General features: G+C 58.5%; 11 protein-coding genes. 5 read left to right on the top strand and 6 right to left on the bottom strand.

Annotated elements, in window-relative coordinates; all coding sequences use genetic code 11:
- Positions 1-236: 236 nt before the first annotated feature.
- On the bottom strand, positions 237-2,534 hold the full coding sequence (metE, locus tag DFR37_RS08305) for a 5-methyltetrahydropteroyltriglutamate--homocysteine S-methyltransferase (RefSeq protein ID WP_113932749.1): 2,298 nt from the start codon (positions 2,532-2,534) through the stop codon (positions 237-239).
- A 156-nt stretch (positions 2,535-2,690) separates the two neighbouring features.
- On the opposite strand from metE, the gene DFR37_RS08310 reads away from it, so the two are divergent.
- Complete coding sequence (locus tag DFR37_RS08310) at positions 2,691-3,608, top strand: LysR family transcriptional regulator (protein ID WP_113932750.1); 918 nt, start codon at positions 2,691-2,693, stop codon at positions 3,606-3,608.
- A gap of 149 nt (positions 3,609-3,757) precedes the next feature.
- Here the strand turns inward: DFR37_RS08310 and recX are convergent, their stop codons facing one another.
- Both recX and recA read right to left on the bottom strand, forming a co-directional pair.
- A complete protein-coding gene (gene recX, locus DFR37_RS08315; RefSeq protein ID WP_113932751.1) occupies positions 3,758-4,267 on the bottom strand; it encodes a recombination regulator RecX in 510 nt (169 codons plus the stop codon).
- 49 nt (positions 4,268-4,316) lie between these two features.
- Positions 4,317-5,396, bottom strand: coding sequence for a recombinase RecA (gene recA, locus DFR37_RS08320; protein ID WP_113932752.1), 1,080 nt, complete (start codon positions 5,394-5,396; stop codon positions 4,317-4,319).
- Between the two features lie 264 nt (positions 5,397-5,660).
- Between recA and DFR37_RS08325 the strand changes: the two genes are divergently transcribed.
- The 4 genes from DFR37_RS08325 to DFR37_RS08340 all read left to right on the top strand — a co-directional run bounded on the left by DFR37_RS08325 (position 5,661) and on the right by DFR37_RS08340 (position 11,086).
- Entirely contained in the window at positions 5,661-6,362 is a 702-nt protein-coding gene (locus DFR37_RS08325) for a response regulator (protein ID WP_113932753.1), read from the top strand.
- Complete coding sequence (locus tag DFR37_RS08330) at positions 6,355-7,824, top strand: sensor histidine kinase (protein WP_113932754.1); 1,470 nt, start codon at positions 6,355-6,357, stop codon at positions 7,822-7,824. The genes DFR37_RS08325 and DFR37_RS08330 overlap by 8 nt, the downstream gene beginning before the upstream one ends.
- Before the next feature lie 232 nt (positions 7,825-8,056).
- Positions 8,057-9,682, top strand: a complete 1,626-nt coding sequence (locus DFR37_RS08335; RefSeq protein ID WP_170139873.1) for an MFS transporter — start codon at positions 8,057-8,059, stop codon at positions 9,680-9,682.
- A gap of 501 nt (positions 9,683-10,183) precedes the next feature.
- Positions 10,184-11,086, top strand: a complete 903-nt coding sequence (locus DFR37_RS08340; RefSeq protein ID WP_113932756.1) for a recombination-associated protein RdgC — start codon at positions 10,184-10,186, stop codon at positions 11,084-11,086.
- Positions 11,087-11,205: 119 nt separating this feature from the next.
- Here DFR37_RS08340 and DFR37_RS08345 read toward each other — a convergent pair whose 3' ends face one another.
- From DFR37_RS08345 to DFR37_RS08355, 3 genes are all read right to left on the bottom strand, one after another.
- Positions 11,206-12,498: an aspartate carbamoyltransferase gene (locus DFR37_RS08345; protein ID WP_113932757.1), complete on the bottom strand. Its 1,293-nt coding sequence runs from the start codon at positions 12,496-12,498 to the stop codon at positions 11,206-11,208.
- A gap of 157 nt (positions 12,499-12,655) precedes the next feature.
- The gene (locus DFR37_RS08350) at positions 12,656-13,159 is read right to left on the bottom strand and encodes a hypothetical protein (RefSeq protein ID WP_147251593.1); all 504 of its coding nucleotides are present in this window, start codon (positions 13,157-13,159) and stop codon (positions 12,656-12,658) included.
- Between the two features lie 53 nt (positions 13,160-13,212).
- The gene (locus DFR37_RS08355; protein WP_242341744.1) at positions 13,213-13,746 is read right to left on the bottom strand and encodes a SecDF P1 head subdomain-containing protein; all 534 of its coding nucleotides are present in this window, start codon (positions 13,744-13,746) and stop codon (positions 13,213-13,215) included.
- Positions 13,747-13,949: the final 203 nt, after the last annotated feature.

Consider the following 13,949-nt stretch of genomic DNA (forward strand, 5'->3'; position numbering starts at 1 on the left):
GGCAATAAAACCTTGCAAGTATAACGCAGCCGCACAATACCCTCTCTTGAAACAGGTGCTTCCCGAACCGCGTCCCCCCTTGCCTCATTTCGTAGCCGGCGACAAAGGGTGAGGGGCAAGGCGGTTTCGCTCAAGAACCACAGACGCGGAACCGGCTTACGCGGTTTCGCTCAAGAACCACAAGCGCGGAACCGGCTTACGCGGTTTCGCTCAAGAACCACAAGCGCGGAACCGGCTTACGCGGTTTCACGCAAGGTTCGGGCTGCGGCGACCATGGCGACGAGCGCGGCTTCGGTTTCGGGCCAGGCCCGCGTCTTGAGGCCGCAGTCAGGGTTCACCCACAGGCGCTCGCGCGGCAGCCGGGACCCGGCGCGCTTCATCAAGTCCACCATCCACCCTACGTCGGGCACATTGGGCGAATGGATGTCGTAGACGCCGGGCCCAATGTCGTTGGGATACTCGAAGGCTTCGAAGGCGCTTAGCAGCTCCATATTGGAACGCGAAGTCTCGATAGTGATGACGTCGGCGTCCATGGCCGCAATGGCCGGCATAATGTCATTGAACTCGGAATAGCACATATGCGTGTGGATCTGGGTTTGCGGACCCACGCCCGAAGTTGCCAGGCGGAAACTTTCGGCCGCCCAGTCCAAGTACGCCTGCCATGCGCGGCGCCGCAAAGGCAAACCCTCGCGGAAAGCGGGTTCATCGATCTGGATGACGCCGATCCCGCCGGCTTCAAGATCGTTGACCTCGTCGCGCAGCGCCAGGGCCAGCTGGCGGCAAGTCAGTTCGCGCGGCTGGTCGTCCCTGACGAACGACCACTGCAGCAAGGTAACCGGGCCGGTCAACATGCCCTTGACCGGCTTGTCGGTAAGGGACTGGGCATACATCGACCAGGCTTGCGTCATGGGCGCCGGCCTTGAGACGTCGCCGAAGATAAGGGGCGGCTTGACGCAGCGCGAGCCGTAGCTCTGCACCCAGCCGTTTTGCGTAAAGGCAAAGCCTGCCAGCAATTCACCGAAATACTCCACCATATCGTTGCGCTCGGGTTCGCCATGCACCAGCACGTCCAGGCCGATTTCTTCCTGGAAACGCACGACCCGTTCGATTTCGGCACGGATGTCCTTTTCGTAGGCCGCGTCGCTCAGTTGCCCACTGCGCCAGTTGCGCCTCAAGGAACGGATCTGGGCGGTTTGCGGAAACGAGCCGATAGTCGTCGTCGGATAAGCCGGCAGTTTCAGTTGCTTTTGCTGCCGTGCAATGCGCTGCTCGAACGGCTCACGGCTATGCGGGACATGCGCCGATTCGCGCAAGCGCTGCTGCACGACGGGACTATGGATACGCCTGGACTGCGCGCGCGCCTGCAAAGCCCGACGCTGGGTTTGCAAGGCATCCCTGGCTTGGGCACTGGGTTCGCCGCTTAAAGACAAGGACAACCAACGCAGTTCATCCAGCTTTTGCGTGGCAAACGACAGCCAGCTTAGCAATTCAGGGTCCAGCTCGGCCTCGGCGGCAAGGTCCACCGGCACATGCAGCAAAGAGCAAGATGGAGCCAGCCACAGGCGGTCGCCCAGTTTTTTCTGGATGGGCGCCAATACCGCGCCAAGCTTGTCCAGATCGGTACGCCATATATTCCGCCCGCTGACCACGCCCGCCGACAAGACCTGGTCTTCGCGCAACAGAGCCACCGCCGGCAACAACTGACCCGGCGCACGCACCAGATCAAGATGCAGGCCTTGTACAGGCAAGCCCGCCGCCAGAGCAAGATTGTCGTCAAGATCGTCGAAGTAGGTCGCCAACAGCAGCTTGACCCCTGTATTGGCCAAATGTTCGTAGACTCGCGCGAATGCTGCGCGCCAGGCCGGTGGCAGGTCCAGTGCCAGAATCGGCTCGTCGATCTGCACCCACTCGACATTCAAGCCGGCAATACGTTTCAGCACCTCGGCATACACAGGCAAAAGCGCATCCAGCAATTCCAGCTTGCCTTCGTCCTGCGCACCGCCGCCAAACGCGTCGCCTTTACCCAGCCATAGCCAGGTAAGCGGCCCTGGAATCACCGGCTTGGCTCGATAGCCCAGATTCGCCGCTTCGCGGATTTGCTCGAACAAATCTTCGCGCGCAACGCGGTAGGTTTGTCCCGGCGCCAGCTCGGGCACTATATAGTGGTAGTTGGTGTCGAACCACTTAGTCATTTCGCAGGCCGCCGCGGGCGTACCCGTGGGCGCACGGCCGCGCGCCATCCGGAACAAGGTATCCAGGCCGACGGGCTGCTTATCGCTTTGGGCAAAACGGGGCGGCACGGCGCCTATCAGCGTAGACCACTGCAGAATCTGGTCGTACCAGGCAAAATCGCCCACCGGCACGAAGGCCGACCCGGCCCGCGCCTGAACCGCCCAATGGCGCGCCCTGAGTTCGCGGCCTACCGACTCCAGCTCCGCCTGCGACTTCTTTCCGGCCCAATAGTCTTCAAGCGCCCATTTCAATTCGCGCTGAGCGCCGATACGCGGAAAACCCAAACTATGAAAAATACTCACTGTAAATCACCATTGATTGAAATTATTTAATGTGCTTCATTGTGCGTCACCCAAAGAATGAATCAAAATCAAATCAAACATTGATAAAATGAGTTATGCTCATATAAAATCTGGCCGCCGCCACGCCCGCTCACCTTCAAATCCCATCACTTCGCTATGCTTGAAATCCGCCATCTTGAAACCCTGACAGCCATACGCGAAGCAGGCAGTCTGCAAGAAGCGGCTGAACGCCTGCACGTTACGCAATCGGCTTTGTCGCACCAGTTGCGCGACCTGGAAGTGCGCCTGAAAACGCCGTTGCTGAACCGCCGCACCCGGCCTGCCCGCCTGACCACAGCCGCTTTGCGCATATTGATACTGGCCGACGACATTCTGCCCAAGCTCAAAGCCACAGAACGGGAATTGCAGCGCCTTTCGGCCGGCCGTACAGGACGCCTGCACTTGGCTATCGAATGCCACTCGTGCTTTCAGTGGCTTATGCCGGCACTGGATGCGTTTCGCCAGGACTGGCCCGATGTCGCCCTGGATCTTTCGGCGGCCTTTTCTTTTGCCCCCCTGCCCGCGCTGATTCGCGGCGACCTGGACGTAGTCATCACCTCGGACCCCCAGGCTCTGGATGCCGTGAAGTATTTGCCCCTGTTCCGTTATGAGCTTGTGCTGGCCGTGGCCGCCTCTAATCCGCTGGCTCAATATAAGTTCATCGAGCCCGAACAACTGGAAGACCAGGTTCTCATTACGTATCCGGTGGAGAAGCAGCGCCTGGATGTCTATACCGCCTTTCTGGACCCGGCCGGCATAGAACCAGCGGGCATACGCAAGGCGGAACTTACGCCGGTCATTGCGCAACTGGTGGCCAGCCAGCGCGGCGTCGCGGCGCTGCCCAACTGGGCCTTGACTGAATACCTGAACCAAGGCTGGCTGCGCATATGCCACCTGGGTGAACACGGAGTCTGGCGTACGCTTTACGCGGCGGTGCGCCTGGAAGATGTCGATGCCCCTTATTTGCAGGCCTTCATGGCCAAGGCACGCGACATCAGTTTCAAGACGCTAAGCGGCATCAAGGCGGTGCGTTAAAAGTGCGTTAAAAGAATAAGCGTTCCGGCAGCTCTTCGCAGCCTGCTGCCCGCAAACGAACACGGCACCAAGGGATTATGAGCCTGCAGCTCTAATCAAACACAGAAGATGGAACGCCGGCGCGGGCCACTAAACCCACCTGAAACAGCTCACAGAGCATCGTCCAGTTCGCCCAGAATGCGGCGCAGGCAATCGGGCGAAAAGCCGCGCGAGGCCAGGAAACGGAACTGGCGCGCGTAGTCGGCCCGGTCGGCGGGCGGCCGATTGAATTTGCGTTGCCAGACGCTGCGCGCGCGCTGCACTTCGGTTTCTTTCAGTTGTTCGGATATTTGCGCGACTTGCTCGTCGGGCAGGCCATGCTGGCGTAATTCCTGCACGACCAGCGCAGCCCCTTTGCGAGGCGCGCGCCGATGTACCAGGCTTTGCGCGAACCGTTCGTTGGAAAGCCAATTTTCGCGCTCGAGTGCGTCGAGCACGCTTTCAAGTTCGGCGGGGTTGTCGGGGTCGGTATGAGGCGCCAGCTTGCGCGCCAGTTCTATGCGCGAATGTTCGCGCCGCGAAAGCAGGCCCACGGCCCGCATTTTTAACGACGGGCCTTTTTTACGGGCTGGAGCCGACGACATCTGTTCGAAGTCGTCGGAATCGTCTTTATCGTGCATGGCGAACCGGGCAATGAACCAAACGAAAAGCTATACCAGACGCATGAATTTATTCAGCGGTTTCGCCTTCGTCGACGGTATCGTCGGCGTCGGGCGCGACCATCATGGCACGGGCGATGACACCTGTTGATTCACGGATGCGGTTTTCGATTTCAACCGCCATTTCGGGGTGTTCTTTAAGGTATTCGCGCGCATTGTCCTTGCCCTGGCCAATGCGGGTACCGCTATAGCTGAACCAGGAACCGGCCTTGTCGACGATATTGGCCTGCACGCCAAGGTCGATGATTTCGCCCTCGCGCGAGATGCCGGCGCCGTACATGATGTCGAATTCGGCCTGCTTGAATGGCGAGGCCACCTTGTTCTTGACCACCTTGACGCGGGTTTCGTTGCCCACGACTTCGTCGCCCTTTTTGATGGAGCCGATACGGCGGATATCAAGCCGAACAGACGCATAGAACTTGAGAGCGTTGCCGCCCGTGGTGGTTTCGGGGTTGCCGAACATGACGCCGATTTTCATGCGGATTTGGTTAATGAAGATAACCATGCAATTGGCGCGCTTGATGCTGGCGGTAAGCTTGCGTAGCGCCTGGCTCATGAGGCGGGCCTGCAAACCGGGCAGCGAGTCGCCCATGTCGCCTTCGATTTCGGCGCGGGGTACCAGTGCGGCCACGGAGTCGATGACGATAAGGTCGATGGAGCCCGAGCGTACCAGGGCGTCGGTGATTTCAAGTGCCTGTTCGCCGGTGTCGGGCTGGGAAATGAGCAAGTCGGTAAGGTTGACGCCCAGCCTGGATGCGTATTGCACATCGAGCGCGTGTTCGGCGTCGACAAATGCGCAGGTGCCGCCGATTTTTTGCATTTCGGCGATGACTTGCAGCGTAAGCGTGGTTTTACCCGAAGATTCAGGGCCGTAGACTTCGATGACGCGGCCGCGCGGCAAGCCGCCGACGCCCAGCGCGATATCCAGACCCAGCGACCCCGTGGACACGACTTTGATGTCGTGTTCGATTTGATTGTCGCCATAGCGCATTACCGAGCCTTTGCCGAACTGCTTTTCGATCTGGGATAAGGCGGCAGCAAGCGCCTTGGCACGCTCGGCAGCGGCGGCTTTGCTAGTTTTGTCGTCCATTTAGGGAATCCTTGGCTAATAATGTAATGGTGAAATCAAGCACTGGGTAGCGGAAGCCGGCAAACCCGGCAGCGTGTAACCCCACTTCTCTACGCCTAATTATTGCATCAAATTATACTGTATAAATAAACAGATAACCAGCAATTGAGCAAATCGCCAGAATTGGCCGCCGGACAGGTTCTCTCGTATTCCCCCACTAGACCGCCCGCAAACCCGCATGCAAGAATACTTACCGTGGCACAACATAAAGCAAACCAGCAAGACATGCGTATATTAATTGCCGAGGACGACAGTATTCTTGCGGATGGACTATCTCGTTCACTGCGCTACGACGGCTATGCCGTCGACGTGGTAAACGACGGCTCCAGCGCCGATTCGGCGCTGCAACTGCAAACCTTCGATCTGCTTATCCTGGACCTGGACCTTCCCCAGCTTAGCGGGCTGTCGGTACTGCGCCAGCTGCGCCAGCGCAAAAGCGCCCTGCCGGTGCTTATCCTTACCGCTTCCGACACAGTCGAACAGCGGGTTAAGGGCCTGGATCTTGGGGCCGACGACTACATGGCCAAGCCCTTTGCCCTGTCCGAACTCGAAGCGCGGGTGCGCGCCCTCACACGCCGCAGCGCCGGCAACAGCACGACAGTACTGTGGCACAAGCGCCTAAGTTTCGACCTGAATGGGCGCACGGCCCAAATCGACGGCCTGCCGCTGGAGCTCTCGGCCCGCGAAACCAGCCTGCTGGAAATTTTCCTGTCGCGGGCCGGCCGCATGATCAGCAAGAACCAGCTTGTCGACCTGCTGTGCGAATGGGGCGAAGAAGTCACCACCAACGCCATTGAAGTCTATATTTACCGCCTGCGCAAAAAGCTGGAACCCAGCGGCGCCAGGATTATTACGGTGCGCGGGCTGGGTTATTGCCTGGAACCCGACCATCACGCAGAACCAGCCACATCCGCCCCCCATGCCTGAACAGCCGGCGCCCCGCACGGGACGTCGCCCGCAACACAAGGGCGGCGCACCTGAATCCCATAAACCGACCTTGCTGGGCAAAATCCTGATCTGGATGTTCGGCCCGCTGCTGCTGCTCTGGACCATCGGCATCGTCATTACCTATTTCATTGCCCAGAACATCGCCAATGCGCCCTACGACAGGACCTTAAGCGATCACCTGCGCGTGCTTCAGCACGAAATGGAGCAGCAGCGCATCAGCCATGGCGTTGCACTTTCCCCGACCATACTTACTATCTTCCAGTCCGAAGACGAACAATCGACGCGTTGGGAAATACGCAATGCAAACGGCCGCTCCATTGCCGGCAATGCAACCATTCCGCTACCTGACAACTGGGCCTACGAGACCGACAAGATCCGGTTCGTCAACGACACCCTGGACAACCAAAGCATACGCGTCGCCTATACCTGGGGCGGACAAGACCTGGACGGCACGCCGTTTTTAACCGTGGTTGCCGAAACCAATGAAAGACGGGCCACCTTGCAGCAGGAAATCCTGACCGGCATGCTTACGCCGCAGCTCATTGTGCTGCCGCTGGCCGCCCTGCTTGTGGGACTGGGCCTGACGCAGGGCCTGGAGCCGCTGACGCTGCTGCAAGATCGAATCCGGGCGCGGCGCCCCAACGATCTTTCGCCCATCGACGAAGACCTCGCGCCGGCCGAAATAACGCCGCTGCTTACCGCCATGAACGACCTGCTCGGCCAGCTTGCCGCCAGCACGGCCATCCAGCGCCGCTTCGTAGCCAATACAGCGCATCAATTGAAAACGCCGCTGGCGGGAATGCGCACACAAGCGGAACTGGCCCTGCGCGAACGCAGCCCCGAGAAGCTCGATGCCAGCCTGCGGCAATTGGTCAAAGGGTCGGAACGCGCCACCCGCCTGGTCAAGCAACTGCTTGCCCTGACCCGCGCCGAGAGTTCCGACACCCCTTCTCATTCCGACTCGAACCTTATCGACCTGAATGCTCTGGCCGAGCAACAAACGCTGGAATGGGTGGAACGCGCCCTGCAAAAGCAAATCGACCTGGGCTTCGAGCCGGCATCGACGCCGGTTCTTGTTGAAGGACAGGCCACAATGCTGGCCGAGCTGCTCAATAATCTGATCGACAACGCCTTGCTCTACACCCCGGAACATGGCTGGGCAACGATACGCGTGGGCGATTCGCCTTCGCCGCACATCGAAGTGGAGGATTCGGGCCAGGGCATTCCCGAAGAACATCGCGACAGGATATTCGACCGCTTTTACCGCATCCTGGGTACGGCGGCCGATGGCAGCGGCCTGGGCCTGGCCATCGTCAAGGAAATCGCCGACCAGCACGGCGCGGTCATCACCTTCATGGCTCCCGGCAGCCGTGCGGGCCAGGCCGGCAGTACTTGCCTGCGCATCAGCTTCCCCTTGCCCCCGGCAAGGCAAAGCACCTGATTACTTTTTATTACAAAAATTCAAACATCAAGTCCGAAGTCGTCAGTTTGAGGTCAGCCAGGTTTTCTACTGTGTGGCTATCCGCCCCAGACGCGGGTGATCGACAAAATAAAAGAACAAACCCATTCTATCGGCCTTACCCCTTAGAGGAGACATTATGAGTACGCCCACATCCACAATCACGCCGCCGCGAAAACTAAGCGACGGCGCACCCGCCGCCAACAACCGCCCCATGACGCCCGAGGAAAAGCGCGTCATCTTCGCTTCGTCGCTGGGTACTGTTTTCGAATGGTACGACTTTTATCTTTACGGCTCGCTGGCCACGATTATTGCCGCCCACTTCTTCTCAGGCGTAAATCCTACGGCAGGCTTTATTTTCGCCTTGCTGGCATTTGCCGCCGGCTTCGCGGTGCGTCCTTTCGGCGCTCTGGTCTTCGGCCGCCTGGGCGACATGGTCGGGCGCAAATACACGTTCTTGATCACAATTCTTATCATGGGGCTATCAACCTTTCTGGTTGGCGTCCTGCCCTCGTATGCTTCCATCGGCATGGCCGCGCCGGTCATCCTGATTGTGCTGCGCCTGTTGCAAGGCCTGGCACTGGGCGGCGAATACGGCGGTGCGGCCACCTATGTGGCCGAACATGCCCCGCAAAACCGGCGCGGCTTCTACACAAGCTGGATCCAGACAACGGCCACCATGGGATTGTTTCTTTCCTTGTTGCTTATCCTGGGCATCCGCAGCGTCATGGGCGAACAGGCGTTCCTTGAGTGGGGCTGGCGCATTCCGTTCCTGGTTTCTTCCATCCTGCTGGCCATTTCAGTGTGGATCCGCATGCGCTTGAATGAGTCCCCGGCTTTCGTCAGGATGAAAGAAGAAGGCAAGCAGTCCAAAGCTCCGCTCAGGGATTCCTTCGGAAAATGGAGCAACCTGAAAATAGTGATCCTGGCCTTGCTGGGCCTTACCGCCGGCCAAGCCGTGGTCTGGTATACCGGTCAATTCTATGCGCTGTTCTTCCTGACCAAAACGCTGGGCATAGAAGCCAATACGGCCAACATCATGATTGCGCTGGCGCTGCTGATAGGCACGCCGTTCTTCGTGGTCTTTGGCGCGCTTTCAGACCGCATCGGCCGCAAGCCCATCATCATGGCCGGCTGCCTTATCGCGGCGTTGACGTACTTCCCGACGTTCATGGGCATCACACACTTTGCCAACCCCGCCCTCGAACATGCCCAGTCCACGGCTCCGGTCACCATTGTTGCCGATCCCAGCACCTGCTCGTTCCAGTTCAACCCTGTGGGCACTTCGTCCTTTACCAGCTCCTGCGACATCCTGAAGGCCTTCATGGCCAGCAACTCCGTCAACTATTCAAACCAGGCGGCACCTGCAGGTACCATTGCTTCGGCAAAAATAGGCAACGATGTATTCGCCTCGTTCGAAGGCAAGGGCCTGAACAAGGCGGACTTCACAGCCAAGTCGGCAGAGCTGAAAAAATCCATGACCGAGGCCATTCGCAGCCACGGCTATCCAGCCAAGGCGGACCCCTCGCAAATCAACTATGTCATGGTCGTGGTGCTGCTGACCTTCCTGGTGATCCTGGTCACCATGGTCTATGGACCTATCGCCGCCATGCTGGTGGAAATGTTCCCCACCCGCATTCGCTACACATCAATGAGCTTGCCGTACCACATAGGCAACGGCTGGTTCGGCGGCTTCCTGCCTCCTGTGGCCTTTGCCATCGTGGCCGCCACCGGCAGCATCTATGACGGACTTTGGTACCCCGTCATTGTCGCCGCCATGACCCTGGTCATCGGCACGCTGTTCATCAAAGAAACCAAAGACGTCGACATCAACGCGTAAAACGGTCATGCCCGGGTTTGCAGGCCTTCTTCAAATGCCGGCAAACCCACCCTCCAGCCGCTTCCGGTCCTTCCCGAAGCGGTTTTTTTATCACACACGTCATGCCAATAGCAGGCCGTTGCGAGAGGCAGTCACTTCCAGAAAAGACTATTTTCACAAAGTCTCTACGGGTTTCAGCTAGCTTTCAGCATGCCCTCTTTAGAATACCAACCATAGGAAGAAGCAGGGTTGCAATCGCTGAGAACTCAATCCCCATTGAGCAACGCTTACGCCCCGCATATCCCTGTCTCACTTGTGCTGCGTTCCCCGCGAACTTTATAGCGCAGCACGGTGTGTCCCCTTATTTGGCCCGCTGCCTCGGCATGCCGGGCCAATTTTTTTGGGCACCAAGGCAAAGGCGCCTCTTGTCCAAATAGGCTTACAATCGACGGTCACTGTTTTTCCGGCTTGCGCCTTGCCAAGGCGCAATGCACTCACGATATCTGCGAAGCAAATCTATCCATGTGGTTTAAGAATCTAAGAGTTTTCCGTTTAGCCCCCTCCTGGTCGACCAGCGTCGACGCCCTTGAAGCCGCACTTGAAAAGCAAGCTTTCCAGCCTGGCGGCAGCCAGGAAATGCAAAGCCTGGGCTGGGTGCCCCCGCGCGAAGGCGGAGGCCTGGTGCACGCCGTCAATGGCCAGCTATTGCTAAGCCTGCGCGCCGAAAAGAAACTGTTGCCGACTACCGTCATCAACCAAGTGGCGCGCGCCAAAGCCCAGGACATGGAAGAGCAGCAAGGCTACAAGCCGGGCCGCAAGCAAATGAAGGAAATAAAAGAGCAGGTCACCGAAGAACTCCTGCCCAAAGCCTTCAGCATTTATCGCGACACGCGCGTCTGGATAGACACCCGTCAACACTGGCTGGTTATCGACGCCGCGGCGGCTGCCAAAAGCGACGAGGTCCTGGGCATGCTAGCCAAGGCCATCGAGCCTTTCCCAGTTTTGCAATTGCACGTGGAAACCTCGCCCGCCTCGGCCATGACCGACTGGCTGATCAGCGACGAGCCGCCCGCCGGCTTCAGCGTAGACCAGGATACCGAGCTGCGCTCCACCAGCGAAAGCCGCGCCGCCGTGCGTTACGTTCGCCAAAGCATCGAAATCGACGATGTGCGCAAACATGTACAGGCCGGCAAGCAATGCACCCGCCTGGCCCTAACTTGGGCCGACCGGGTCTCGTTCGTGCTGACCGAAGGCCTGGACATCAAGCGCGTTACCCCGCTGGACGTCCTCAAGGAAAACCAGGACAGCAGCGCGCAAAACGAAGTCGAACAATTCGACTCGGACATGGCGCTCATGACGGGGGAATTGACCAAGCTGATCGAAGGCCTGGTCGAAGCCCTTGGCGGCGAGAAAAAAGTCGGCTGATCGCAGCCAAAAGCGGACGCAACGACGTCAGCAAAGCAATATTGCGCCGTCTGTGCGCCTATCCGTCCATCCGCTGCCCGCCTAACGCGGGCAGCGGTAAACACTGGCGCCGCAGCGCTTCAATCCATGCCGTGGAAAACGCTGTCGTCCGGACCGATGTGCGAAGGCGGGCTCCAGGTAACGTCGCGCAGCGAATGCTGCACCAGGCCCTCCACGCCCAGCAGCACCGCAAAAATCGCCATACGCACCGGGATGCCGTTGTCGGCCTGGCGGAAAATCGCCAGGCGCGGATCATCGTTCAGGTCGACACTTAAATCATGTGCCCCTTCGCGGCTATCGCGCGGCAAAGGGTGCATAACAATTACGTCCGGCCCGCAGCACTTGTCCACGATGGCCTTGTTTACCTGAAAATCGGCGGTATAGCCTTCCAGGTCTTCATCGGCAAAGCGCTCTTTTTGAACGCGGGTGGCATAAATGACATCCGCGCCCACCAAGCCCTGCTCAAGCGAGCTGGTCTGTTCGATAACATGGCCGTACTTGCTGGCCTGCTCGATAATATAGTCGGGCATTTCCAGGCCGCGCGGCGCAATCAGGGTGAACTTCAGGCCTCGATACAAGGCCAGCAGCTTGATCAGCGAATGAACGGTACGGCCGTATTTCAGGTCGCCCACCATGGCCACGTGCGCGCCATCCAGCAATTTTCCAAGCCGTGAAAACTCGGTAAGTATGGTGTATAAGTCCAGCAATGCCTGGCTGGGGTGTTCGCCGGGCCCATCGCCGCCGTTCACCACCGGTATATTGGTGGCGCGGGCAAATTCGGCCACCGAGCCCTGTTCGGGGTGGCGTATCACCATGGCGTCGACATAGCCGCTCATGACGCGGCTGGTGTCGTAAATGGATTCGCCCTTGGCCATGGACGAAAACGTAAAGCCCGTGGTGTCGCAAACCGAGCCGCCCAGCCGGCAGAACGCGGCGCCGAAGCTTACCCTAGTGCGCGTGCTGGCTTCGAAAAACAGGTTGCCCAGGACCGCGCCCTCAAGCACCCTCGAGACCTTTTGGCGTCGTGCAATAGGCTGCATCAAGTCCGCAATGCGGAATAGCTCTTCAACCGATTCACGCGAAAACTGATCGACCGACAATAGCTGATGCTTGCCGTCCGCGGCAATTCGGTCGCGCAAGGGCCCGGACTGTGCGCTTTGCGCATACTTCTTCAGCAAAGCTTCGTTATCAACGATTTCGGTGACGAAACGCGTTACGACTTCCGGCATGGACCGCGCTTCTTGCGATCCCTCGGGCAAAAGCCAGGTGTCCAATGCCCGCCGTTTCACGCCTATGCGCGCGGCAAAGACATCACGAGTCAGGTTTAGGCGGCGCATGGCGTCGCGAAGAAACACTTGCTGGGAGACGGACATGGCAATCCTTGAAAATATACGCAATGCGCATAGTTTATTAAGGACGCACGAAAATTACGAGCAACTTCGAAGAAAACCGCCAGTAATTATGTTGCTATGGGAAAAAAACAACGCAGTCGCACAGGTCCAGGCATCTTGGACCGGCGCCGAACAACGCCTACCGGATCGCCAGGAACTGCACTGTGCGCTCTTTTCCTACATAGATGAAATTATTATTGGCATCGCCCGACTGCGAATAAGGCATGGCTTCGCTGCTGGGGCCGGCGGCGTCGTCGGATGCCTGGTAGCTTGCCCCAGCCAAATACACTATCAGCCAGCAACCGACAAGAAATGCCACAAGGCTAAGGCAATACGCAACTATCATGCAGGTCAGGGGCACCCAGTGGGTACGCCTGGCATAGCCTGCGAGGAACTGCGTGAACAGGCTGACCTGCGCCAAATAGGCCCACAACAGACTAAGGCCGCACAGTAAAACGCCGCTGCTGAAGGCCAATAGCGGAAAGCGCAGCCACTCGGGCGAAAAATCCGTTGCTATCAGCCCCAGCGCACACAACAAAACCAGCAACAAGCCCAGCCCATTCAGCCATGCCAGATACTTGAACCCCAGCATCAACATGGACGACAGGGGCCGGAACATAGCATTGCGCTCGGATAGATTCATAAAGACTTGATCGGTGAAAAACAAAACGCGCCCGGCCGGCGCGCTATATATTGTTATGGCTTGGCGGTGCCCTCGGTGGGCGGGGTGTCGACCCCTGCAATGGCGCGTGCCGCAGCCGTGGCGTTTTGTTCCGATCCCACTGCAAACACAAGCTGGTCGGAAGTGACCTGCGTGGTGTAGCCGGGCGCGGCCAACATGGTGCGGCCAACCACAAGAGCCAGGCGCTTATTCGGATTCTGCCGCGTAACAGACGCTACTTTTTTCTGGCCGCCTTCGTTCAAGGCCAGTGCCAACAGGCCTTCGCCCTCTTTGTTCGTACCGGCGCGAATGCCCACCAGGTCGTCGCGGGTGACCACTGGCTGGGGATTTACGTATAGCGTACCCGATTGAATCTGCACCGCTGTCCAGCCCTTCTGGTTTTGAGTGTCGGCCAAAAATACCGCCACTGGCGCGCCCGTTTTGGATGCCTGCAATGTGGTTTCGGGCTGAGCGGCGGCTTTTTCTTTTCCTGGCATGGTTTGGCAAGCAGCCAACAGCGCCAGGCTGACCGGTGCGAGAATACGTGCCATTACGCGCATGATGTTCATGATATAGCCCCTCTCTAGTTGTACGTGTACTAAATTCTAACAGGAAGCCACATAGAGAAAATCTGCATATTGTCAGAATTGTGGGTTAAACATGACAAGACATTAGCGTAGCGGCCCATGCCCTGCACACCTGCGGCTTGCGCTAGGGGGCGCGGTCAAGATATTATGGCTGATTGATCTTTTGCCGCTTATCGGTAAATTCT

The sequence above is a fragment of the Eoetvoesiella caeni genome, assembly GCF_003315175.1.
GTDB classification, from domain to species: domain Bacteria; phylum Pseudomonadota; class Gammaproteobacteria; order Burkholderiales; family Burkholderiaceae_B; genus Eoetvoesia; species Eoetvoesia caeni.